This is a genomic window from Grimontia sp. THUN1695 (genome assembly GCF_059704325.2).
Genome location: NZ_AP046576.1, coordinates 578,777 through 604,170 on the forward strand (window position 1 = coordinate 578,777; position 25,394 = coordinate 604,170).

General features: G+C 49.5%; 21 protein-coding genes. 7 read left to right on the forward strand and 14 right to left on the reverse strand.

Annotated elements, in window-relative coordinates:
- Nucleotides 1-376: 376 nt before the first annotated feature.
- The 4 genes from AC6IB1_RS02735 to AC6IB1_RS02750 all read left to right on the forward strand — a co-directional run bounded on the left by AC6IB1_RS02735 (nt 377) and on the right by AC6IB1_RS02750 (nt 4,042).
- On the forward strand, nt 377-652 hold the full coding sequence (locus AC6IB1_RS02735) for a VF530 family protein (RefSeq protein ID WP_005504805.1): 276 nt from the start codon (nt 377-379) through the stop codon (nt 650-652).
- A 350-nt stretch (nt 653-1,002) separates the two neighbouring features.
- Complete coding sequence (gene istA, locus AC6IB1_RS02740; RefSeq protein WP_497566251.1) at nt 1,003-2,526, forward strand: IS21 family transposase; 1,524 nt, start codon at nt 1,003-1,005, stop codon at nt 2,524-2,526.
- Between the two features lie 11 nt (nt 2,527-2,537).
- Entirely contained in the window at nt 2,538-3,281 is a 744-nt protein-coding gene (gene istB, locus AC6IB1_RS02745; RefSeq protein ID WP_497566252.1) for an IS21-like element helper ATPase IstB, read from the forward strand.
- A gap of 293 nt (nt 3,282-3,574) precedes the next feature.
- The gene (locus AC6IB1_RS02750) at nt 3,575-4,042 is read left to right on the forward strand and encodes a DUF302 domain-containing protein (protein WP_497566253.1); all 468 of its coding nucleotides are present in this window, start codon (nt 3,575-3,577) and stop codon (nt 4,040-4,042) included.
- A gap of 79 nt (nt 4,043-4,121) precedes the next feature.
- Here AC6IB1_RS02750 and fusA read toward each other — a convergent pair whose 3' ends face one another.
- From fusA to AC6IB1_RS02775, 5 genes are all read right to left on the reverse strand, one after another.
- Nucleotides 4,122-6,209, reverse strand: a complete 2,088-nt coding sequence (fusA, locus tag AC6IB1_RS02755) for an elongation factor G (protein ID WP_005504794.1) — start codon at nt 6,207-6,209, stop codon at nt 4,122-4,124.
- Between the two features lie 411 nt (nt 6,210-6,620).
- The gene (locus AC6IB1_RS02760; RefSeq protein WP_497566254.1) at nt 6,621-7,925 is read right to left on the reverse strand and encodes a diguanylate cyclase domain-containing protein; all 1,305 of its coding nucleotides are present in this window, start codon (nt 7,923-7,925) and stop codon (nt 6,621-6,623) included.
- Nucleotides 7,926-7,935: 10 nt separating this feature from the next.
- Entirely contained in the window at nt 7,936-8,931 is a 996-nt protein-coding gene (locus AC6IB1_RS02765; protein WP_497566255.1) for an ABC transporter substrate-binding protein, read from the reverse strand.
- Between the two features lie 612 nt (nt 8,932-9,543).
- Complete coding sequence (locus tag AC6IB1_RS02770) at nt 9,544-9,876, reverse strand: hypothetical protein (RefSeq protein WP_005504786.1); 333 nt, start codon at nt 9,874-9,876, stop codon at nt 9,544-9,546.
- Nucleotides 9,877-10,091: 215 nt separating this feature from the next.
- Nucleotides 10,092-11,132 (reverse strand): DUF3541 domain-containing protein, encoded by a 1,041-nt coding sequence (locus tag AC6IB1_RS02775; protein ID WP_497566691.1) that lies wholly within the window; start codon nt 11,130-11,132, stop codon nt 10,092-10,094.
- A gap of 335 nt (nt 11,133-11,467) precedes the next feature.
- Between AC6IB1_RS02775 and AC6IB1_RS02780 the strand changes: the two genes are divergently transcribed.
- A complete protein-coding gene (locus tag AC6IB1_RS02780; RefSeq protein ID WP_497566256.1) occupies nt 11,468-13,150 on the forward strand; it encodes a methyl-accepting chemotaxis protein in 1,683 nt (560 codons plus the stop codon).
- A 459-nt stretch (nt 13,151-13,609) separates the two neighbouring features.
- Nucleotides 13,610-14,572 carry a nucleoside hydrolase gene (locus AC6IB1_RS02785; RefSeq protein WP_497566257.1) on the forward strand — a complete coding sequence of 321 codons (963 nt, stop codon included), beginning with the start codon at nt 13,610-13,612 and terminating at the stop codon, nt 14,570-14,572.
- Between the two features lie 102 nt (nt 14,573-14,674).
- Here the strand turns inward: AC6IB1_RS02785 and galE are convergent, their stop codons facing one another.
- Together galE and rocF are read right to left on the reverse strand one after the other, a co-directional pair.
- Nucleotides 14,675-15,685, reverse strand: coding sequence for a UDP-glucose 4-epimerase GalE (gene galE / locus AC6IB1_RS02790; protein WP_497566258.1), 1,011 nt, complete (start codon nt 15,683-15,685; stop codon nt 14,675-14,677).
- 225 nt (nt 15,686-15,910) lie between these two features.
- Complete coding sequence (gene rocF / locus AC6IB1_RS02795; protein WP_497566259.1) at nt 15,911-16,840, reverse strand: arginase; 930 nt, start codon at nt 16,838-16,840, stop codon at nt 15,911-15,913.
- Nucleotides 16,841-17,245: 405 nt separating this feature from the next.
- Between rocF and ompV the strand changes: the two genes are divergently transcribed.
- Nucleotides 17,246-18,022 (forward strand): outer membrane protein OmpV, encoded by a 777-nt coding sequence (gene ompV, locus AC6IB1_RS02800; RefSeq protein ID WP_497566260.1) that lies wholly within the window; start codon nt 17,246-17,248, stop codon nt 18,020-18,022.
- A gap of 49 nt (nt 18,023-18,071) precedes the next feature.
- On the opposite strand, the gene cuyB is transcribed toward ompV, so the two are convergent.
- From cuyB to cuyA, 7 genes are all read right to left on the reverse strand, one after another.
- Entirely contained in the window at nt 18,072-18,782 is a 711-nt protein-coding gene (gene cuyB, locus AC6IB1_RS02805; RefSeq protein WP_497566261.1) for a cysteate racemase, read from the reverse strand.
- A 3-nt stretch (nt 18,783-18,785) separates the two neighbouring features.
- A complete protein-coding gene (locus AC6IB1_RS02810; protein ID WP_497566262.1) occupies nt 18,786-20,066 on the reverse strand; it encodes a TRAP transporter large permease in 1,281 nt (426 codons plus the stop codon).
- 39 nt (nt 20,067-20,105) lie between these two features.
- Nucleotides 20,106-20,624 carry a TRAP transporter small permease subunit gene (locus tag AC6IB1_RS02815; RefSeq protein ID WP_497566263.1) on the reverse strand — a complete coding sequence of 173 codons (519 nt, stop codon included), beginning with the start codon at nt 20,622-20,624 and terminating at the stop codon, nt 20,106-20,108.
- A gap of 81 nt (nt 20,625-20,705) precedes the next feature.
- Nucleotides 20,706-21,689, reverse strand: coding sequence for a TRAP transporter substrate-binding protein (locus tag AC6IB1_RS02820; RefSeq protein WP_497566264.1), 984 nt, complete (start codon nt 21,687-21,689; stop codon nt 20,706-20,708).
- A 44-nt stretch (nt 21,690-21,733) separates the two neighbouring features.
- A complete protein-coding gene (locus AC6IB1_RS02825) occupies nt 21,734-22,942 on the reverse strand; it encodes a DegT/DnrJ/EryC1/StrS family aminotransferase (RefSeq protein ID WP_497566265.1) in 1,209 nt (402 codons plus the stop codon).
- A gap of 37 nt (nt 22,943-22,979) precedes the next feature.
- The gene (gene hisD, locus AC6IB1_RS02830; RefSeq protein ID WP_497566266.1) at nt 22,980-24,293 is read right to left on the reverse strand and encodes a histidinol dehydrogenase; all 1,314 of its coding nucleotides are present in this window, start codon (nt 24,291-24,293) and stop codon (nt 22,980-22,982) included.
- Between the two features lie 43 nt (nt 24,294-24,336).
- On the reverse strand, nt 24,337-25,347 hold the full coding sequence (cuyA, locus tag AC6IB1_RS02835; RefSeq protein ID WP_497566267.1) for a D-cysteate sulfo-lyase: 1,011 nt from the start codon (nt 25,345-25,347) through the stop codon (nt 24,337-24,339).
- Nucleotides 25,348-25,394 lie beyond the last annotated feature (47 nt).

Here is a 25,394-nt window from a genome sequence, read left to right on the forward strand (position 1 = left end):
TCATGCATTGAACACAACTGCATTTATGAATGTAAATACGCCCGGGCATGTGAGCTTCCAGCTTTGAAAAAGAGCCATTACCGGTTTTTAGATCCTTGTATCATATTCTCTTTCTTTATGACGTTGAAATTATTGCCATGTCCATGCTCAGAATCTGCACAATAAATCTTGATAAATCAGTAGAATATCAATGTTACCGATTGGTTGACCTTGCTGGCATCTGTGAAGACATCCGTTTTCGCCTTACCCTGTCAATGTGTCGCTAACTGCAACAAAGATGAAATATGAACAGGCACTTTTCGCGCCCGTTTTTCATTGAACCGCCTCCTGTATTGTGGCAAAGTCGCTGCTGTCTTCATCCAATCACTCGTTAATCATGATCCATCAACCAAACAACCCGTTACATGGCGTCAAACTAGAACAGATCATCCATGCGCTTGTGGCACATTATGGCTGGCAATCGCTGGGTAACCAAATTGCGATTAACTGTTTTCGCAGTGACCCTTCGGTGAAATCCAGCCTGAAATTCCTGCGCAAAACGCCTTGGGCGAGAGAAAAAGTTGAGCAACTCTATCTCGATACGTTTTGCGAAAAGCCAAACACAGAAAAAACGGATCCGTGGGCGAGTGCCTTAAAAAAAATTCGGGACTGAACGCCTCTTTATGACCCAAACTGCCTAACTGCAAAGGCGGTTTGGGGCCTGCTCCCAGCCTTTCCTCCAATATGCTTCTAACAAGGGATTCAGCACCTAACATTTTCATCGGTTGTCGCACTGCGTATTCCGGCCGGATCTGAACAGTAATTCCGGAAACACTTGAACACCTATTCTGGAATCATTTGAACTCTGATTCCGGATTTATTTAGTACAGTTTTGTGCTCATTTCCGGAATCGGTGTTCAAGTACACCGGAATTTTCTCAACGCATTGAAATAACAATTAATTTGATAACTTAACCACTGACTTTTCGTTGGCGAGTGAGGGGTAGGTTTGAAAAGGATCACAATGCGTAAAATCAGAGAGGTTTTAAGGCTGCATTTCTCGGCAGGATTGAGTATCCGAGAGATCCACCGCAGCACCAAAGTCAGTGTCGGTAGTATTCAAACACTGCTCAGCAAAGCCAAGAGCATGAACTTATCCTGGCCACTGCCGGGTGAACTGGATGATGCGCAGTTGGCCCGCTGCTTTTATCCGCAAGCCGATACCCGCCATGCCAAGCGATTCCAAGAGCCGGATTGGGCAGACTTACGTAAGCAACTAAGCCGTAAGGGCGTGACGAAGCTGCTGTTGTGGGAGGAATACACTCAGCAATACCCCAACCGCTGTTACAGTTATTCCCAGTTCTGCGACCGCTATCTGCACTGGCTGAAGAAACAGCGCCGCTCCATGCGTCAGCATCACCGGGCAGGTGACGTCTTGTTCGTCGATTACGCAGGGCAAACCATGCCTGTTGTGAATCCACAGACTGGCGAGATCCGGCACGCCCAAATCTTCGTGGCGGCCATGGGAGCGAGCAGCTATTACTTCGCCGAAGCGACCTGGACGCAAGGTATACAAGACTGGCTGGGCAGCCACGTTCGGGCCTTTGACTATCTCGGTGGCGTCCCCACTATGGTGGTGCCGGACAACTTAAAAAGTGCCGTCACCAAAGCCTGTAAAAGCGACCCAGATATCAACCCGGCCTATCAGCAACTGGCGGCTCACTATGATACGGCCATCGTGCCGGCCAGACCGTATAAGCCGAAGGATAAAGCCAAGGCCGAAGTGGGTGTACAAATCATTGAGCGCTGGATATTAGCCCGGCTTCGCCATCACACTTTCTTCTCACTGTATGAGCTGAATCAGTGCATCAGCGCGTTACTGATAGAAGTAAACAGTAAGCCCTTCAAACAAATGGCTGGAACCCGTCAGCAGTGGTTCGACGAACTGGATAAACCCGCCTTAAAACCGCTACCGTGTCATGCCTATGAATACACTGACATCCGCCAGGCTAAAGTGAACATTGATTACCATGTGCAGTATGAGAGCCATCTTTACTCAGTACCGCATCAACTGGTTGGTGAGCGGGTTGAGCTTCACGCGAAGCCGCGCTTAGTGCAAATCTACTTCCAGGGTAAATGCGTTGCCAGCCACCCCCGTAATGACCGCTACGGGTTTACCACTACACCGCAGCACATGCCTGTACAGCACCAGCATTACCACAAAGTCAGTGAGGGCAGTCTGATGAACTGGGCGAAGGACATCGGCGATGACGTGCTTGTCTGGGTAAAAGCGCAGCTTAAACGCAAACCGCATCCACAGCAGGCGTTCCGCGTCTGTCTGGGCGCATTGCGATTAGCCAGCCAGTATCCACCGCAGCGGCTCAATACCGCCTGTAAACTGGCTAATCAACATCAGCTCTATCGCCTGCAACAGCTCAAAGACATCTTAAACAGTAATCAGGACAAGCTCATCAGTGAATCCAGCCAGGAAACACTGACACTCCCTCAGCACCACGAAAATATCCGTGGCCCACAGAGCTTCCATTAAGGAGAAAACCCATGGTAAACACCACACTCTCCCAACTGCACCAACTCAAACTGAGTGGCATGGCAAAAGCATTGAGCCAGCAACTCGAACAACCGGGCCAGTATCAGGACCTCTGCTTCGCTGAGCGGCTGCAACTGCTGGCCGACCAGGAAATCCATGAACGGGATAACCGTAAACAACAGCGCCTGCTCAGACAGGCCCAACTAAAACTTGCGGCAACCGCCCAGGACATCGATTATCAGCACCCGCGCGGCCTGCAAAAAAGTGTCATGACAGGGTTGCTTCAATGCGACTGGCTACAGCGGCAGCAAAACCTGTTACTGACCGGGCCATGCGGCACCGGGAAAACCTATATCGCCTGTGCGCTTGCTAACACCGCCTGCCTGAAAGGCTACACGGTGAAATACTACCGGGTGAGTCGTCTGCTCATGGAACTCACCCAGGCCAAAGCCGATGGCACTTACAGCAAGAAGCTGAAAAGCCTGGCTAAACTCAACCTGCTCATCCTGGACGACTGGGGACTAGAACCGCTAAAAGCCGCGCAGCGCAACGACCTGATGGAGATCATGGATGACCGCCATGGCAGTAGCTCAACCCTCCTCATCAGCCAACTCCCCACCGACCAATGGTATCAATCCATCGGTGATAACACGTTGGCCGATGCCATCCTCGATCGCCTGATGCACAATGCACACCGGATAAAACTGAAAGGAGAGTCAATGAGGAAAATACTGGCGACCGTTGACGCCACTTGAACACTTAAGTTAAAAATCGGTTAGCCAACGATGCGTTGATCTGAGGTGTTCAAATAAAACCGGAATGGCTGTTCAAGTAAATCGGAATACGCAGTCGCACGAATGATTTAGTGAATTTCAGTGTCGTCTAAGACAATTTGCTAATCTTTTATGTGTCGGCATGCGGCCCCATTTCACTCAATACATTGTGGTTAGGCGTCTTCTTGCAGCCCAATCAGGCGTGAATTTAGCAGCATCCGTTTGACCAGGGGTTGACAGTTTATCGTTCAGATAATCGTAACAAGGATTCAACTATGAGATTGAACATCCGATTTTTCGCGCTCATTACTGCCATCATTAGCCAGTTTTCAACAGCACAGGAAGAAATAGTTCAAGTACAAAGCCAATATGATGTACGAACCACCGCAAACCGCCTTATAGCAGCAGTAAGAGTACAGGGTTTGAATGTCATTAGCCGCATTGATCATGGTGAGAAGATGCAGGAAAAAGGCAAAGACTTTCACCTCGCCGAAATGGTGATTTTCGATTATCCCAAACAGGGAACGCCGTTAATCTCATGCAGCCAAACAACGAAGATTGAACTGCCACATAAAGCCCTTATCTGGGAAGATGACGAAAGAAATGTCTGGCTGGAGTACAATAATCCCGCCGACGTAGCAGAACACCATAGACTGGACAAGTGCGATTTCGAAATCAAGAAAGTGGAAAAGACCCTGGCGTCTCTGGCAACACTGGCCACACAACCAACGCCCCAAAAGTAATGACTCATTCCAATCATTCATTCAACAAAAAACCCCGCAGGCTCTCGCACGCGGGGTTTTCTCTTTAACGTCTTAAGAATTACTTCTTAGCGTTACGTTCTTTAACTTCTGCGATAACTTTCTCAGCAACGTTTGCTGGGCAAGGTGCGTAGTGTGAGAACTCCATAGAGAACTGACCACGACCAGAAGTCATCGTACGCAGGGTACCGATGTAACCGAACATTTCAGACAGTGGTACGTCACCCTTGATGCGAACACCTGTTACGCCTGCTTGCTGGTCTTTGATCATACCACGACGACGGTTCAGGTCACCAATTACGTCACCTACATGATCTTCTGGTGTGAACACGTCAACTTTCATGATTGGCTCAAGAAGTTGTGGACCCGCTTTAGGCATAGATTGACGGAACGCACCTTTCGCTGCGATTTCAAATGCGATTGCTGATGAGTCAACAGCGTGGAACGCACCATCAAACAGCTCAATTTCAACATCCAGCGTTGGGAAGCCAGCCAGAACACCGCTTTCCATCATGCCAGCGAAGCCTTTCTCTATTGCTGGCCAGAATTCCTTAGGAACGTTACCACCAACAACAGTAGAAGAGAACTTGAAGCCTGAACCTGGTTCACCTGGCTTGATGCGGTAATCGATCTTACCAAACTGACCAGAACCACCAGACTGTTTCTTGTGCGTGTAACTGTCTTCAACTGCCTGAGTAATTGTTTCGCGGTAAGCAACCTGCGGAGCACCAACAGTCAGCTCAACACCGTGAGTACGCTTCAGGATGTCAACTTTGATATCCAGGTGCAGCTCACCCATACCTTTCAGGATGGTTTCGCCAGAATCTTCGTCAGTTTCCACTTGGAAAGATGGATCTTCTGCAACCATTTTACCCAGTGCAACACCCAGTTTCTCAGATGCGCCTTTGTCTTTAGGCGTAACAGCGATAGAGATTACTGGATCTGGGAAGATCATTGGTTCCAGCGTACATTCATTCTTAGGATCACACAGGGTGTGACCAGTCTGAACGTTCTTCATGCCCACAACCGCGATGATGTCACCTGCTTGTGCAGAGTCGATCTCGGTACGGTCGTTTGCGTGCATCTCAACCATACGGCCGATACGCTCAGTTTTACCGGTTGCACTGTTCAGAACAGTGTCACCTTTCTTCATCTTACCTGAGTAGATACGGATGAAGGTCAGTGCACCGAAACGGTCGTCCATGATCTTGAACGCCAGCGCGCGCAGAGGTTCGTCTGGAGAAACCGTTGCCACTTCACCTGTTGGTTCACCAGTCTCTGGGTTAGTCAGAGGCTGAGGATCAACTTCAGTTGGCGCAGGCAGATAGTCAACAACGCCATCTAGAACCAGTTGCATACCTTTGTTTTTGTACGCAGAACCACAGTAGGTTGGGAAGAATGCCAGGTCGCGGGTACCTTTACGGATACAACGCTTGATGTCTTCAACAGAAGGCTCTTCACCTTCCATGTATGCCATCATCAGGTCGTCATCCTGCTCAACCGCAGTTTCGATCAGCATTTCACGGTATTCTTCAACTTTTTCTACCATGTCTGCTGGAACATCTTTGATTTCGTAGTTTTCTGGCAGACCTGAGTCATCCCAAACGTACGCTTGACGGTTCAGGATATCAACAACACCAACAAAATCTTCTTCAATACCGATTGGCAGAGTCATTATCAATGGTGTCGCGCCCAGCACGTTCTTCACTTGCTCACAAACGCGATAGAAGTCTGCACCCATACGGTCCAGTTTGTTTACGAAGATCAGACGAGATACGCGAGATTCGTCTGCGTAGCGCCAGTTGGTCTCAGACTGAGGTTCAACGCCACCAGAACCACAGAATACACCGATACCGCCGTCCAGTACTTTAAGAGAACGATAAACTTCGATCGTGAAGTCAACGTGTCCAGGGGTGTCGATGATGTTCAGGCGGTGATCCTTCCAGAAACAGGTCGTTGCTGCTGACTGGATGGTAATACCACGCTCAGCTTCCTGCTCCATGAAGTCAGTCGTTGTTGAACCGTCGTGAGTGTCGCCGATTTTGTGGATTTTACCGGTCAGCTTCAGGATACGCTCGGTAGAGGTAGTCTTACCCGCGTCAACGTGAGCAAAAATACCGATGTTTCTGTATTTAGTTAGATCTGTCATTGTTCGTCTCTATAAACAATTACTGGCTTATATCAGGGCGGGGAGTATAGCAGGCGTTGTCGCTTAAAGAAACATGTAGAACACCGTGTTATTAGATAAGTTTTCTCTAATAGCTTTTTAGACACATTTCTGCACATTTTGATGCGACTTTTTCTTCACAGCTACCATCCACATCCCACGTTATGTGTCCCTCATAACAGTTTGATTCGACCAACCTAAGACAGTGCGAAAATCCTGATCTTTATGCTGGCTCAGTGACACCGGAGTAGGATAGACCCGATCGCATGACAAAGTTTGGCTTTTATCACCATACCCCAACGATACTTTTCTAACCATGCAGCGTGGGGAATGCTGCTGCGCTGGCAGGCTTAAGCTGGCGCCAGTCGCTGGTGTTGGACTGAAACGTCATCCTCAAACTTCCTGGAAGATATTGAACGTCAACGTATTGCTGTATTTTTCTTTTTTTGCCTTGTACATAGCTTCATCCGCTTTTTTCATCAGTTCATCCAGTTTCCTGCCGTGTTCAGGAAACAGTGCCACACCGACACTGAGCTTGATAGAAATAGGCTCCCCATGAAACAGGATTGGGCTATCGATAATGGCCCGGATCCGTGACACGGCTGTATCCACATTGCCGTTGTCACCCAGCAGATTCAGCCAGACTATAAACTCATCACCACCCAACCTGGCAACAAGATCCGTCGCCCGTACCACCTGTCTCAGTCTGTCAGCCACCGCATTCAACAGCAAATCTCCGGCTTCGTGGCCAAAGGTGTCATTCACCGCTTTAAAGTCATTGAGATCGATAAACAGCAATGCAGCGTGATTCCCAGATACTTCAGCCCGTGTCATCGCCAGGGTCACCTGAGATTCAAACGCCCGGCGGTTCAATAAGCCTGTCAGACCATCAGTATTGGCAACGCGCCTCAATTCGTCATGCTGCGCTTTCAATTGCCGGGTCTGTTCATCAACTTCCCGCTGCAATGCATCACGCGACACCATGGTTTCGCTCAGTTTCAGCTTCATGTCGGAAAGCTCTCCGGCAATGATTTGCAGTTCATCGTCATATTTGGCTTTCACCTCACCATCCAATGCCCCTTGCTGAACTTTTCGAATACCGGCAATCAGCGTATTCAGTCCCCCTTGCAGGCGATGCCTGAAAAGCAACATCAAAAAAACCAGACTTAAAGAAAGCAGCACCATCACCACGCCAGCCCATATGGTTAACTGCGCCTGTATTTCGTTTACATGCGCCTGAACCCGCTGGTGCAAAACTAAAACCTCTTCAGACATCGAGAGCAGGATCATATTCAGGCGGGAAGCGATCAGACGATGGCTCGGATCTGATGATGGGTGTTCAGATTGCGAAAGATTGTTCTCCGCCAACATCAGTAAGCGGTCAACGGCTTTTTGCATGTGGCGTAAATTAGGCACAGCACCTTGTGATACATCCGAAAGCGTGTTTGCTTCTAGCGTGTTGCGAAGTTGCTGGCTGGCCCGTCGGCCTTCAGTCAGCGAGGTTTCATCACCTTGTTGCTGCAACAACCATAGCCGGCTGCGTAAAACATCAATCGAGGTTTGCACGTTCATAATGCTATTCAACTGGCCCCTGGCTTCATTCTGGGCGCGGCTTTGATAAACCTGCAGCACCAAAATCGTGGCAGAAAGCACAAGGCTGGAGATAACCAGAACAGAGAGAAGTCGATTTAATGTCATTCAGAAGCCCTTACGGTGACGACTGGAGCAACGACGCTGAAGGAAGCAGCGGCGAATGAACAAACAACCCCCGGTAATCGGGCATCACATCCTTTGACACTTTGCCGGACGCAATGGCCCAGTTAGCCTGCATACTCAGGCTCAGGTACATTGCATCACTGAGAGAGAGCCTGAATGTATAATCAGGCCAGAGCGCCGTGAGTTGCTCATTAGGCAAGTTGAGGAAGCCAGCCACAATCTCTCGGGCCCGTTCGGGTTCACGGTGTATAAACTGATTAGCCAAATCTAGGGCATCAACAAGGTTATCTATCGTTTTGCTGGGGATTGTTATGTTCCCCTGATCATCGTTACGGTGAACCAGCAAAAAATGCAGGTTGTTGATTCCTTGAGTATCGAAGTGAAACACTCGTCCAGGATAATCACGGGATAAGGTATAACCGTAAGGCTCCCAAACTGAAATATAGTCAACCTTCTGGTTGAACAAGGCATTACCCAATTGTTGGGGCTGATACGCCACCTTCTCAACATATTGAGTATCGAGTCCCTCCATTTTCAAGTACGCATCCACAAAAAACTCACTCGCGCTGCTTTCTACAACACCAACCCGGCTGTTTTCAACGGCGGAAAGGGGGAGGGATTGTCGCTGTGCCAACGACATGATTTTGATGTCATTATCCGATTCAGCAAAACTTGCAAGCACCCCGAAGTCCTCTCTTTCAAACCGAGAAAACATCGCGACTGAATCTGATGTTGTCGCCAAATCGGCATCTCCCCGTAGCAGCATATTCATGCAGTTCACCCCACCATGGGCCAGGATAAGTTTAATGTTCAACCCTTGACCGACAAAGTAACCTTTTTCCTGGGCGATAATGAGAGGAGCAGATAATGGTGTGTTAGATGTCGCGATACGCAACGCTGGAGACGGGGCAGCCATTTTTCCTGTCTCCAATGAAACAATACCCACAACCAGCAGTGCAATAGCAATAAAAGCAACTGTTAATTTCATCAACAATTTGTCCATCTTTTTAGACAAGTATAGATTGCTTTCAAAAACTGGCAGGCTCAATACTGCGTCACATTTACAGAGTGGCCTTCACAGAGGGGGACGCAATACAATGCAGGGACTCGCTCAGGCCATCCGTTTTCATAGGAACGTCGTAAAGGTCTGGTGACATCGTTTTGGAAAAGAAAGTGACGTTGAGACCGTGATAAGAGGGGCGGTATCTTCGCTCATGACATAGCACGCTCATGACATAAAAAAGAAGAAAAGCGCATTTCAGCGTCTTGCCTGTGCAGATTACAACGATGATTTTTCTTGCCTCCGGCCTGACTTTGCCGGTTTTGTGTTTTCACCTTGAAGGTATGGGGGAAAATCTGCCAGCGAATTCAACACCACGCCAAGTGTAGAACAGCGGATATCTACCCCATAGATATAGCCATAGCTGACAGAAACGACTGGGCAACCTGCAGCCCTCGCAGAAATTGACGAGTATCACGGCTCTCATGTTCTCCCTCTTACAGCGACAATAAAGCCTGCAAAGCAGGCCAAAGTAAAAGACTCACAATGGCAGTAGAACACTGTCGGTATTACTCATCAAACAACCTGAATCCTGCATCTTCAGGTTGTTTTGGGTATATTCAGCGTCCGGATCACGGATGCATGACCATCGATAGGAAAAGGGTCGACACACTTGTCAGTATCAGCGTAAATATCGCCAACCTCTTTCCAATACGTACCACAAAGAGAAACCATGTAATAGCGATCGTTTTTAATGTCAGCAATCAGTCCGCGGCTGAAATTTATCAGTTCGCAGTGAACATCGTGAATAAATTCGCTTCGCAGTGCTTGTCTGCCGGTTATCTCAGTAATGTCACGCCTCGTGAGCCAAATGTTCGAATGTGTGTCAAAGCGATCCATTAACCAGGCCGCAAACTCTTTGGCACTTTTCATAACGTCCTCCTTTCCAACAGGATTGAAGCCCAAAGCCTATGGCATAACTAAAGGATAATTTGCTCCCCATCATGACATGTACCATTCATGCAACATCACCTATAAAGATTCACGACAACTACATAAGATATTGATTTATCTGTTGAGTCTCTCCCTCACATCCCCGAAGGCTCATCGGCATCCTGACCCTTTGGCTATTTTTCATCTACAGTTTATTACTCGGCTTCCAGCCCCCAAGGCAAGTTGGAAACCACACCGCTTTCCTGCCCTACCATCGGCACTGCATTGGCCCCTTTCCAGTCCAGCAACATGATAGCAAGCACATTACGGTGTTCACCTTTTGCCAGATCGGTGCTGCCAGAGACCGACGGCACCATGCCTTTTTCACGATCAATCACTTGCTGGATGATTGTCTGGCTTCTCGCTACCACAGGATCATCATCCAATCCGGCTAACAGAAAAGTAATGCCAATTTCCGCTATCACATCTTCTTTGGAACGTGCCGCAATAGTCTCGAAGTTGTCGCGGAAATAATCATAAATCCACTGGAAGTCTGTCTCTTTGACGGGCTTTCTGTAGTATTCCGAGGCTGCCAGAATGATATGCGTCATTCCATACAGTTTATTGTTGTACTGCTGGGTAGACAGCAATGCATCTTTGCTGTCCGGATACGTGGCTTTGAACGCCTTTTCGAATGCAGCTGTATGATCTTTCTCGCCCAGTTGTTTGAGCCAGTAAACCTGATTGGCCAGCTGCGCCGCCCACGCACGGATCATTTGGGGATCCGTAACATAAGATTCAAAATCATACCAACTGAGGATTTCACGGAGCTTTTCATCTTTGACGTGCTCCACGCCATACTCGTTTGCCCGCGCCATGCTGCTGATAAGCCCGGCCCCCAGCACCAGATATTCTTCCCGTCCGAGGGCAGCTGCATGACGAAGCGCATCTCGTTCTGAATCGCCGGAACCATAAAACCTGAGCTGCGCTTTTCCCATCTCAAGCACATCCTCTGGCGTTTCAATCTTTTCTGCATATTCATTCAACCGACTGGCTACGCGGGCCAGGTCAGTCCAAACAGCGGCTTTGTATTTTTCATCCTGCGTTTGGCGATACATACGAAGGCCATAGTGTCCCAGCTGGTAAGCAGAAAGTTCGGCAAGATTGCTGTCATAGGTGTGTTTGATCATCGCAGCATCTTGCTTTTCCGTCACAGGTATTGCATATGCCCCCAGTAACAAGGCGACACTTAGCATACCAACCACAATGTTAACAATTTGTTTTTTCAATTTATTTTCTCTTTTCTTTTACCTTGCCATGTGCATCCTTCTTGGCCGGAAAACACAGGTTAATACGTCTGTGATACTTATCCCTATATATGGGGATACACTAATGTCCTTACGTCATTAAACAACCAAGGCACTGCAAAGTTTCCTGACATGACGGGGCTGTTGATGTGACCAATACGGCAGATCTCATAAGCCTCGGTATAACAATTCCAACACATTGATCCAGGTCAATTTACTTTAAGACTCCTTTCTCAGTCCGTTTCTATACTGGTTGCATATCAAACTGTTCAAGGGATGCCACCATGACCATAAAAAGGAATGAGGCTGGGTTTTTAGCCCGCGTTTACTCTGTCACCTACCAATTAAAAGCGATCGTCGTACTGGTTGCACTGACACTTTGTTTTATCGGCTATAAGGGCATATCCGGTATGAATTCAGCCGCAGACTCGCTGAATGATCTTTATTCTCAGGGCATGCAACACGCCATTCGTGCTGGCAATATTCTGGATAAATTAGGCGATGCGCGTAGCCATTTACTGCTTGCCATGCAGCACGATCCTGCCACGAAGTTTGCAACTCTCCACAATCACCCCATTGACTTTCACTATGCACAAGTCAATGAGTCATTGGATCGTCTGCACTACATTGTTGATAAAGAAATCCTATCTTCCGAACTGAGCGATGTGGAACGCCGGGCAGTAGGCCGAATGGTCGAGGTATTGGACAATATTACAAACAAAGGCTTTACTCCCACAGTCAATGCGCTGAAAGCCGGTCAGTTTGAGGCCGCCAACCTTATTTTGCTCAATACGATTAACCCACTTTTTAGCGATATATCCACCGAAGCAGAAGCATTCCTCAAGTTGCAAATCCAAGATGGGCGGGAAAATCACCAAGCAGCGCTGTCCACTGTCAACCACTTTCTCTGGGTTGTCAGCAGCACTATCGTCTTGTCTCTCATCGCGCTTGGCGCGCTGTTCTCTAAAATCATCCTCCGCATGAACAAAGCGATCTCAGAGCTGGAATCAACTTCTGAATCAATCACCCGGGGAGACCTGACCCGTCGGGTTGATCTCGATGGTAAGGATGAATTCGCCCGTATTGCCGAATATGTGAACCGATTGGTACACAACTTCCAGGCGGTAGTGAAGGCTACCCTGGATTCCACAGGGCAAATTGCCAACTCTGCGTCAGAAAGTGCCGTTGTCACCAACCAGACGCAAAAAAACGTGCTGGACCAACAGGCGCAAACCCAGATGATTGCCGCAGCCATTCACCAGTTCACTGCTACCGTGCATGAAGTAGCCAATAACACCGCTTCTGCGGCCACTGCATCACAACAAGCGGATGCTGCTGCATCAGAAGGGCAACAGGTTGTGCTCAAGAGCATCGAAATGATTGAGCACTTGTCACAGGATCTCGACATCACCGTGAACTCGATGCAGGCACTGCAAAAACACACCGACGCCATCGGCAGTGTGGTAGACACTATTCAGGACATCTCAGAGCAAACTAACCTGCTAGCACTAAACGCGGCGATTGAAGCGGCGCGTGCTGGCGACCAAGGCCGCGGTTTTGCCGTCGTGGCTGACGAGGTACGCTCACTGGCACAACGTACCCAATCCTCTACCATCGAAATACAACGTACAATCCAGCAGCTTCAGGATGGCAGCCGGGATGCAATGTCACGGATGGAGAAAGGAAATGAACAAGCGCAGGAAACAGTGAAAATGGCCCAGGAAGCAGGCGAAGCGCTGACCCGAATATTACAGAGCGTGGATGAAATCAGCGCCATGAATACCCAAATTGCAACAGCAGCTGAACAACAAAGTTCCGTCACGGAAGAGATCAATAAGAACATTACAGTCATTAGCAGTATCTCAGATCAAACGGCGACAGGTGCAGAACAGAGCCGGCTCGCGGCAACCTCATTGCAGACATTGTCCGACGATATGAAATCGCAAATCCAAAAATACACGGTATGAGCGATTAAGACAGGAAAAAGAAACCACCCGCGCTGAACCTGTATTCGTAGGGAGAAAGTGTTCAGGCGGGTGCTCGCCAAATTTCGACGAAACCTCCTTTGCGCAACTGGGCAATATCGCCATGGCAAAGGAGTTATCAGCAAACAAAAGGCAGTGGATAGCTGATAGTTAAAAACACCCAACGCATAGTGCTATTGAGATGCGCATTATTTATGACACAAAAAAAGTGTGATCGACAAGATCTCGTTTTTTTGTGCGGCACACTTCTAACTCGCCCTCGCCTTTTTCCAGCGTTCTGCGACCTGCTCCCCTGAATAGGTGCCTGAGCCTACATCACGCGGTCACCAAAAACCGAAATAATGATGACAAAATCAATTAATCGCAATCAAGCGCTCACTACTAAATGAGTCAGTACTTATAATTGAGCCCTAACGCTGCTCAAGACTGAAAAATTGAACGATGACAAAAAAGATAATTCTTGATACCGACCCAGGGATTGATGATGCAATGGCTATCCTGTTTGCCGAGGCCAGCCCAGAGATTGATTTAGTTGGCCTGACAACGGTTTACGGGAACGCCGACATCGACACCAGCACCCGCAATGCCCTGTACCTAAAACAACGTTTTGGCTTTCAGTGCGATGTCGCCAAAGGGGCCGACAAACCACTGAAACGGCCACCGGTAGACGCCAGCTCTGCTGTACATGGCGAGAATGGCTTTGGTGATGTTGTCATTGATGCACCGACCATTACCACCGATCCCCGTCCCGCTTATCAATACATCATAGACACCATAAAAGCATCGCCAGGTGACATCACCCTGGTTGCTGTTGGCCCCCTCACCAACCTGGCACTGGCACTGGAACACGCACCGGAAATTACCGGGCTGGTGAAAGAAGTGGTGATCATGGGTGGGGCGTTTGGTACTCATGGCCACATCGGAAACGTGACCCCGTATGCCGAAGCCAATATTCATGATGACCCACACGCAGCCGATATTGTATTGACTGCTCATTGGCCCGTAACAGTGATCGGTCTGGATGTGACCGAAGAGTGCCTTTTCTCTCTCGATTACATCGATACATTGCGCGATACCTGTGGTGATGTCGGTGAGTTTATCTGGAATATCAGCCGCTTTTATCTTGATTTTTATAAGCAGCGCTTAAATATAAGTGGCTGTTATGTACACGATCCTTCCGCCATTGCTTATGTGATCAATCCCAGTTTATTTGAACTGCGCAAAGGTCCGATCCGCGTTGTGTGCGAAGGGCCAGCTGAAGGGCTGACCTTGCAAAAGTACCAGGATACGAAACACAAAACCGATGACTGGGCGGACTATCCGCCACAGAATGTAGCGGTGAAAGTGAATGATCAAGCGCTGTTAGATATGTATCTCGACGCCATCTCTCGCTACACCGACTGACCTGTCTGGCTGCGGCTGCATTTCCGCTCGCAATAATGCAGCCATGTTGAAAGTACCTTTAAGGAAAGTACCGCGGCACGCCCATGCCGCGGTCATTAACAGTCAGTATCCGCTTGGATTCTCCCGCTGCCAACGCCATGTATCTGCGGCCATTTCGGCCACGGTACGTGTCGCTTTCCAGCCAAGCTCTTTTTCTGCTTTTTCTGTGCTCGCCCAACATTCAGCAATATCACCCGGCCTGCGTGGACAGATTTGATACGGAATCTCTTTCCCGCATGCTTCACCAAATGCTTTCACCATTTCCAGCACACTTGAGCCTTTGCCAGTGCCGAGGTTGAAAACATGCAATCCCTGTTTATCGCCAACGGCTTTCAACGCGGCAATGTGGCCATCAGCCAAATCCATCACATGAATATAATCACGCACGCCCGTGCCATCCGGTGTAGGGTAATCGTTACCAAACACAGAAAGCTGTTCGCGTCGTCCCACAGCGACTTGCGCAATAAATGGCATCAGGTTGTTTGGGATACCTTTAGGGTCTTCCCCCATGGTACCTGATGGGTGCGCCCCAACCGGATTGAAATAACGAAGCAGTGTAATACTCCATTCAGGCGATGCGGTGACCAGATCAGCCAGGCAACGCTCAACCATATATTTGCTGGTGCCATAAGGATTGGTTGTTCCCCCGACCGGGCTTTGCTCGGTGATGGGTACCGTATCCGGATCGCCATAAACCGTTGCGGAAGAACTGAATACCAAAGTAGACACCTTCGCGCGCTGCATGGCACGCACAAGCACAAGAGTGCCATTCACATTGTTGTCGTAGTATTCGATTGGCTTTTCGACTGACTCCCCTACCGCTTTCAAACCCGCAAAATGGATCACAGCGTCGATCGGTTCTTGTTCGAACACACGATCCAGGAACATTTCGTCTCTCACGTCGCCTTGGTAAAAAACGGGCTTCACGCCCGTCAGCGAATAAATGCGATTCAGCACTTCTTCGCTGGCATTGCAGAGGTTGTCAACAATAACCGGCGTCATACCTGCTTCAATCATCTGCACACAGGTGTGACTGCCGATATAGCCCATTCCGCCGGTGACCAGCACTTTCATTAGATGTCCCTCATACCATTTTCTCAATGTGTTAGTACAAGGATTTTGCCTGAAATTGGCCTTAAATATCGACTTATTTGTGTGATCGCCGCACATCCCTTTGAGGAGGCATACTTTCCCAATCGCTATCACACTAAAAAGACATGACGAAAGTAGGTTGATATGTTGAAAACGTGGATGACCGCACTGCTGGTATTGCCTTAATAAATTAAGCAAAATGAACGATCAAATAACACTCTGCCCAAAGGCACTCAGCACAAGAGACACCGCCCGTTCAGCGGAGATATTGCCTTTGTCCAAAAAGGGATTGAGTTCGACCAAATCCATCGATGTCATCAGTTTGGTTTCGGCACATTTTTCCAGTAACAGGTGCGCTTCACGATACGTCACACCACCGGGTACCAATGTCCCAGAGCCCGGCATAACATCAGGATCACATCCATCCACATCAAAGCTGACATGAAAGCCCACTGTGTTTTTGGTCACAATGTCGATCACTTCATCCGCCACCTTGCTCATACCCAGCTCATCAATGTCACGCATGCTATAGACTTTCACGCCCGATTGTTTAATCAGCGCTTTCTCTTTTTCATCGATGTCCCTGACCCCCACCAGCGCTACGTTTTCAGGTCGAATTTTTGGGGTTGCACTCAGAATACTGGTGAAATCTTGGTCGCCGTATCCCAGCAAGTGAGAAAGTGGCATGCCATGGATATTGCCTGAAGGAGAAATTCCGGGAATGTTCATATCTGCATGGGCATCAAACCAAACCAGTCCCAGTTGTTGGTTTTGTTGCTGATAATAATCGGCAATACCTGAAACAGAGCCAATCGCAAGGGAGTGATCCCCGCCCACGACCATAGGGATATGGCCTTGTTGAAGCGCATCCCTTGTCGCCACCGCCAACTCGCGACAAACCTGAAGGATTTCGCGTCGAAAGCGCATGTTTCCTTCGGTTTCTGTCGATCTGGACGCTCTGGAAGGCACCGCCACATCCACCTCATCTGCGATTCGGTAACCTAATTTTTTCAGTTTCTCTCCCAGTCTTGCAATACGGACAGCAGAAACGCCCCCATCTGTTCCTCTGCGTGATGCACCCAAATCAACGGGCACCCCGATGATCTTGATTGATGTAGATTGTCCATTTTCTTTCATAAAAGAGATCCTCGAAGCGATCGCATTAGTATGAGGAGCTTTTTCATCACTCCTTCGTAGCATTTTTGATTCCCGGCACTGAAGGCTTTCTGGCATTCTAAACCCCACCAACACAGAAACATTTATTTAACACAATCCTGTCCTGAATATAAACATGTGGATAGAAAGAAAGCGAAAAAGTCAGAAATTAGAAAGAGTTTGCAGGGGAAAAAATGCCTCTATTCGTCCGGATTCTTATCCTCGGTACTGTTAACCACCGGAAAATAGCGACACACTATTCCAAGTGGAGGGTTTGAAAGAGTCTAGGCTTTCCGGCAGTCCCGTCTTTGCACCATATTGATTGCGGCCCGAATTTTGATATGCATGCAAAATACCATCACTCACCGCCAACCAAGGACAGAATCCATGAAAAAGACTGCAATATTACTTTCTACATTTGCCACGGCCCCGGCTGTTCAGGCGGCGGGAGAAACCTATATTCTGAACGGCAATATTTACACCAAACAAAACTCTTGGATTGCAGAAGCGGGCGCGGCGATAACCAATGATTTATACAAAGAGCAAAAACACTCAGTTGTGCCATTTATTAATTTTGGTTATCACGGTGAAGATATTAATATTGATTTCAGCGGCATAAACTACCGTTTCTACAAGACAACCAATGAAACCATCAATCTCGGCGCATACCTAACAAGTGCAGGCATCAGCTATGATCATAGCACTTCAGACTTTCTAAAAGGGATGGATGACAGGCACTTGAGTGTGGATCTGGGCCTTAACGCAGATTTTCATTTGAATGACGGCGTGGTATCGACCTATTTCCAACATGATATCTCCGGCACCTACCAAGGCTATCTGGCTGGCGTGGAATATTTTCATATGTTGTCTGTTGGCATTGCTGATCTGGTTCCCTACGCGGGCGTGACATTCCAGAGTAAAGACTTTATCGATTACTATTTTGGCGTTCAACCCTATGAGGCCCGGGTTAATCGACCAAAATATAGCGGCAGCAGCAGCATCTCATATGATCTTGGTTACAAGCTTATCTACCCTATCAATCAAAGATGGAACCTAACTCAATCAGCCCAGTACACACGGATAGGTGATGAGTCGGCAGATTCTCCCATTGTGGACAGTGCCAACCAATGGCTGGTGGGTGCAGCGGTTTCTTACCACTTCTGATCACAACCGTCTCATTCTGATCGTAACAGCCTGACATCAAGATCAGACGTTATGCTTTTCCTTTTACCCTCTCAACAACTGCTTCAGCCAGGATCTGCGCCGCATCAAAAACCGGAAGCGTCGATGTCAGTTTATCTGAAATGACCGAAAGCTCTGTGCAGGCAATCAACAAACACCCTGCCCCTTGCTCCTTGAGATTGACCGCAGCATCATTGAAATCAGCAATCATTTCATCCGTTTGCGTCTTCGCTTTTACCGCTTTAATCAGCGCCATTACCTTTTGCTGAAAGATGTATTCAGGAAACACCGGTGTTATCCCAAAGCCTTCCATTGCCGGGGAATAAAGCTGTGTCATCTGCACTGCCGTTGATGCCAACAGTCCCACTTTTTTAACGTCAGGGTGACGCTGATAAATGGTATCGGCAGCCAGCTCCAGAAGGTTCAGGACAGGCACCGCCACCGCCTTTTCCACATCCGGATAAAACTTATGGGCGGTATTGCATGGTATCACCAGAAAATCTGCCCCGCCCTTTGCCAATCCCTGTGCCATTTTCGCCATGTACGGGCCGGGACTTTCGCCCGTTCCTTCAATCAGGGCTTTGATGCGCGAAGGCACTTTAGGATCGTTGTCCACCAGCATACGGATATGGTCAACATCATCGTTTGCTGGGGTGGCAGCAATGACCCGCTGCATCAAATCCACCGTTGCTTCCGGCCCCATCCCACCGAGAATGCCGACCGTCAATTCCTTCTGACTCATTCGCTAATACCCTATTAAGTTTGGTAACCAAAGCACAGTTTGTGGGAAGTAACTCATCAGGAACACCACCAGTATTTCCACCAGCACAAACGGCAGGGCTTTCACGGAAATTTCCTCTATCGTGACCTTGGCGATACTCGAACTGATAAACATGTTTTCACCCAACGGCGGCGTTGAGAATCCAATTTCGCAGCAACATACCAGCACCACACCAAAATGGATTGGATCAACACCAAACTGCACCATCACCGGCAACAGCACAGGCGTGACAATCATGATGGTAGCCAGTGTTTCCATAAACATGCCAATCAGGATCAGAAACAGGATCACCACCAGCCAAATCAGGGCGAGATTGTCTGTCATCGCCAACATGGCATTGGCAATCATGATCGGAGTGTCGTTTTCCACCAGAATACGGCCAAAGGCAGTCGCGGCGAACATAATGATAAGGACACGTCCGGTCAGCCAGGTGGTGGAACTGAGTGACTCCTTAAGCCCATCCAGCGTCAGTTCTTTATAGATAAACTTACCCACCAGCAGAGTGTAAAAGACGGACACCACTGCGGCTTCTGTCGGGGTAAACAGGCCTGAATAAATCCCGCCAAGGATCACGATAGGTGCCAGAATCGCCCAGATGCCATCAATGCACGCCGCTTTCAGCTCGCCGGGTTCATGGCTTTCAACACCGACATAGCCGTTTTTCTTGCTGATGATATAGTTCACCACCATCAGGCCGCCCGCCAGCATAATGCCGGGGATCACGCCTGCGATAAACAGTGAACCGATTGACTCACTGGCCGTAACGCCATAGATCACCATCGGAATACTGGGCGGTATCACCACGCCCAGACCGCCCGAGGACGCTGTCAGTGCGGCGGCATAGCCTTTGTTGTAGCCTTTGTCAGCAAGCGCAGGGATCATCAACATACCAACAGCAGCTGTGGTTGCGGGCCCCGAGCCAGAAATCGCACCAAAGAACATACTGGCGAGAATGGCCGAAAAACCCAGTCCCCCAGCCATAGGGCCCGCCATCAGTTCGGCAATATGCACCAAACGGCGGGAAATGCCAGACGCCTGCATCAACGCGCCGGAAAGAATAAACGCGGGCAGCGCCATAATGGGAAAAGAATCGACAGCATTCCATGCGGTTTGCACCAGCGATACGTAATCGTCGCCAGAAAGCAGGTACACCAGCATGGCAGAGCCACCAAGGGCGATCACGATGGGTGCGCCAATCAGCAAAAGACCGAAAAAAGAACTGAACAATACGAGGGATGCCGCCATGGCAAACTCCTTTTCGTTTCAAGCGACACTCCGTGTCACTTAGACCTTGGTTTCTTCTATCTCAATGTCATCAACATCTTTAAATTTCACACCCTTAACCAGTTTGAGGTAATTCACCTGCAGGATACGGATAGAAGTGAGCGTGAAAGAAATAGGAAAAATGAAGTAGAGAATAGCCATCGACCAATCCAGTGCCGGAGAAAGGAATGGAAACTCCATCAGGCTTTCGATGACGTCAATACTTTTGATTGTCATCAGGGTGTTGAAAGCAACCCAAAGCATATCGGCAACAAATTCGATGCCGTAACGCATTTTCTCCGGCAACAGTTTGAGGTGAAACGTTACCCTGTTATGTGCCGACAGCCTTGCTGCATACGATGCGCCAAGAAACACAAACCAGACAAACGCAAAACGGGATAACTCTTCACTCCAGGGAATACCGTAATTAAACACGACACGCAGAATAACCTGAATAAACAACAGGGTAACAAACAGGCAGAGCAATGCCTGACAGGCATAACTTTCAAATTCATCAAGCGTTAACAGGATTTTTCGCATACTGAGATCCTTCACTGTAAACATCTGCGCGCCATCCGGTGCGCAAGAAGGGCTGGCACCCGAAGGCACCAGCACTCAGCATTACTGCATTTTGTTCAACACGTTATCGAAGGCTTCTTTGCCGCCAATATCGTCATAGAACGCTGGCCAGACTTTCTCTTTCGCCAGTTTGATCCATTTGTCTTCATCTTCCAGCGTGAACACCTCTACACCATTGGCAATCATGTTCTGCTTGGCGTTTTCCGCTTCCGTCATCTGGAACACCAGCGCATATTGCTGCGCTTCCAGACCCGCACGGCGCAAGATCTCCTGCTGCTCTTCATTCAGTTTGCTCATGGTGCGGTTACCAATCAGTAAAGGCTGCAGAGAATACTGGTGATGGACTTCTGTCAGATAAGGCTGTACTTCGTAGAACTTCATCGTGTTGTTCACGATGTAAGGGTTATCCTGACCATCAACCACTTTTTGTTGCAGTGCAGTAAAGGTTTCTGTCCACGCCATCGCGATAGGGTTGGCACCAAAGGTTTCCCATGACTTTAGCATGATGGAGTTTTGCGGCACGCGGATTTTAAGACCTTTCACATCGGCGAGGTTTTTCACCGGACGTTTGGAGTTAGTGAGATGGCGGAAGTTAGAGTAAGTCCACCCCAGAATGTTCATGCCCGCTTCGTCTTTCGCCAGAGTATTCCAGTAATCACCCAGTTCGCCGGTAGTGATTTTCACGGCATCAGACGAATTGGTGATGAGGTAAGGCATGGTCAGCGCGCCCAGTTTTTTCGAAAATGGCGTGACGTTACCGATACCGACCAGCGCCATGTCCAGCGAGCCGAGACGGGCGTTTTGCACCATTTCGGTTTCGCTGCCCAGTGCGCCGCCCGGATACAGTTTCACTTTAATGTCGCCTTCTGAGTAATACTCAACCAGTTCTTTAAAGCGCGTTGCGTAAGCCCCCTGATCGGAATCAATCGGATCACCCATACCGACTTTCATGGTTTTCGCTCCTGCCAGCACAGGCAGTGCTAAACAGGAAATCGCCAGATACTTTGCCACTTGGTTGAACGTCATATCCTTCTACCTCTTTGTTGAATTACATCCGTGAATTTCAGCGCCTAGGCGCTCTTTAGGGGATAGCCGAGCCCTTCCAGTACCTCAGTGATCACCGAAGCAATCAGGGCACCGTCAGACTCCTCAAACGTCAGTGGGATGCGCATGTCCAATAGCGCGCCCAGCACACGTTCGGTTTGGGGAAGTTCACCGGGCGAATCGAGATACGCCCAATGATCATACTTACTGCTGTAACCGGAAGGTGATACATCACCGAGCCACTTCATGGTCACGCCGCGTTGTTCACATTCCCGGATAAGCGTTGGAAAATCGGCTTTCGCTAATTGCGGCAACGCAAACTGGATAGAACTGCCGACAAACTGTTCTGCATCGGGACGAACCGTTAAACGTATGCCGAGGACCTCTGTCAGCGCAGATTCAAACGCGCGATAGAGTGCGTTCCAGCGTTCACATTGTTGGTCCAGTGACGAGAGTTGCGGGCGGAGAATCGCCGCGCGCAGGTTGTCCATTCTCCCACTGTAGTTGGGCGTTGCCGTTGCGATTTCTTTAAAGGTGTCCAGCGGCGGCAGGGTTGGGTGGCGATCAAACAGCATGTAGGAGCCTGAGTAGATGATCGCCTTTGCCATCACTTCGTCATCACTGGTCACCAGAAAGCCACCTTCGCCCGAGTTGATATGCTTGTAGGTCTGGGTGCTGAAACAGGAAACCCGCCCGAACGTACCGCTCTTCTTGCCGTTCCAGCTGGCCCCCATGGTGTGGGCACAATCTTCAATCACCACGATGCCTCTGTCGTTGCACAGTGCCATCAGGGCATCCATATCAACAAGATGGCCACGCATGTGGGAAAGGAGCAGAAAGCGCGCACCTGACATGGCCGCTTTATCTGCAAGGTCAGCCAAATCAATGGTCAGATCGTCCGTGGTTTCAACCAGAACCGGCTTCCCTCCCGCGTTATTAATCGCTCCCGGCACCGGTGCAAGGGTAAAGGCGTTACAAAGCACTGCATCACCCGGTTTCACGCCCGCACAAAGCAGCGCAATGTAGAGCGCATAACCGCCAGAAGCACAACTCAGGCAATACTTCATGCCAAGGTACTGGGCGAACTGCACATCCAGCAAATCCGCCTCACTCGGCTCACCATGCAAGGTGTTGTAACGGTGCAGACGGCCTGTCCGCATGACATCCACGGCGCTTTCGATAGCCTGTTCCGGTATCGGTAACTGCTGTGTAAATGGTTTGGTAAACCGCTTCATTCTGCTTTCCTTCACAATCCGTGTGAGTGTCTGACCATCAGTCATACCGCTTCTGGTGATAAACCTCGAAATCCCATTCGGTGTCAGGGAAGTACTTGGTCAGTCGCCAGTCACAGGCACGGGCATGCCCTTCCATTCCTTCAGTACGGGATATACGGGATCCTGCGGTGCTGAATGTCAGGCTGGCGTCGCGATCCAGTTCCTGAGTGGTCAGAATTTTGAGGAATTTCTGCATATTCAGGCCACCGCTGTATCTCGCCGCTTTTTTGGTTGGCAGGATATGATTAGTGCCGGAGCACTTGTCACCGTGTGTGACTGTGCTGCCTTCACCAAGAAACAGCGAACCATAGTTGCGAAGGCGTCCTTTCCACCATGCAAGGTCTTCAGCCTGAACCTGAACATGTTCACAGGCCCATTCATCGCTGACCTGCGCGGCTTCTTCGCGATCTTCACAGACGATAACCACACCATAATCACGCCATGCCGCTTCACACACATCAGCGTTTGGCATATCGGCAATCACACTTGGCATCAGTTCGATGACTTTTTCACCGAGTGCCTTGCTGGTTGTGAATAACCAGACCGGCGAATTTGGCCCATGTTCCGCCTGAGATACCAAATCAACCGCGATGGTCATCGGATCGGCCGTGTCATCGGCAATCACCGCAGACTCTGTCGGGCCCGCAAACACATCAATGCCGACTTCACCAAACAGCAAACGCTTGGCTTCCGCAACGTACGCATTGCCCGGCCCCACAAGAATGTCGGCCTGTTTTCCGGTAAAAAGCCCGAAGGCCATTGTCGCAATGGCATGGACACCGCCCATTTCAAGAATGATGTCTGCGCCAGCCAGATCCATGGCATACACCACCGCCGGATTGATGCTGTCACCACGGGGTGGCGAACAGGCAATAACAGTAGGAACACCCGCTGCTTTTGCTGTGGCGACACTCATCAATGCCGACGCAGCATGCGCATAACGTCCACCCGGTACATAACAGCCGGCACAATCAACGGGAATCACACGCTGGCTGAGCTTCACGCCAGCTTCGGTTTCGATTTCAAACTCCGTCAGGCTGGCACGCTGCGCTTCGGCAAAACGGCGTACCTGACGGTGGGCGAAATCAATGTCGTCTTTTACCTGTTGGGGCACGGAAGCAATTAACGCGGCTTTCTTTTCCTCTGACAAAATGAAGTCACCCTGCCAGTTATCGAACTGCTTGGCGTATTCTTCTACCGCGGCTGTACCATCGCGGCGGATGTGGGCAAGGATCTCTTTCACCACCTGTTGAATACGTTCATCTTCGGTTTGCACATCGGCTTCACGCGCAGCACGCTTGAGGTATTCCATCTCGTTATCTCCCTTCAATCCCTTGATAGGCGTTCAGCGGGTATTAGCAGTAGCTTTCGAAATCAAATGCATCACGATAACCGGGCAATGCCTGAGCACCACCGGTGTGCAGGAATACGATGTTGTCGCAGTCGTTGAATTCCCCCTTGCGGATCAGGTCAATAAGGCCCGCCGCGCCCTTACCGGAATAGACCGGATCAAGCAGGATTCCTTCGTAACGGGCGAAAAGCTCAATCGCTTCAAGCGTGCTGTCAGCCGGAATACCGTAGCCTTCGCCGACGTAATCACAGTTAGCCCGCACATCTTCACGCTTGACCGCTCCCGGAATACCCAGCAGTTCACAGGTTTTTTCAGCCAGGTTAAACACGTTACCTTCCTGCTGTGGCTGCGGAACACGAACGCCCACACCCAGCAGGGGAATTTGACTGTTCGTTGCAATAAGCCCTGTCACCAGACCCGCCTGCGTACCCGCCGAACCGGTGGCGTGAACCAGATGATCGATTTTCAGGCCCATCTCGTTGGCCTGATTCACCAGCTCCAGCGCACAGTTCGCATAACCCAACGCACCAATGGCATTCGAGCCACCGCCCGGAATGATGTATGGCTTTTTGCCCTCAGCACGCAGAGTAGCCGCGACATCTTCCATGGCGGCATTCATGTCTGTACCACCCGGATATTTGCTGAGTGATGCACCAAACAACTGATCCAACATCACGTTGCCGTTGTGCACGTAGTCTGGGTCGTCAGAGCCGGTACGGTCTTCCAGAAGGATGTAACACGCCAGCCCGCACTTCGCAGCAATCGCTGCGGTCTGGCGGCCATGGTTAGTCTGGGTCGCACCCTGAGTGATGATGGTATCAGCGCCTTGCTGAAGGGCATAAGCCATCAGAAATTCAAGTTTACGGGTTTTATTACCGCCACCGGCTAGACCGGTGCAATCGTCCCGTTTGATCCAGATAGTCGGGCCACCCAGCGCTTCAGAAAGACGCGTAAGAGGCTCAAGAGGAGTTGGCAAGTGTGCGAAGCGTAATCTTGGAAAGCGTGATAGGTGCATGTCATCGTCCCTAATATTTCTGAAAAGTAAAAAGATTATTGCAAATT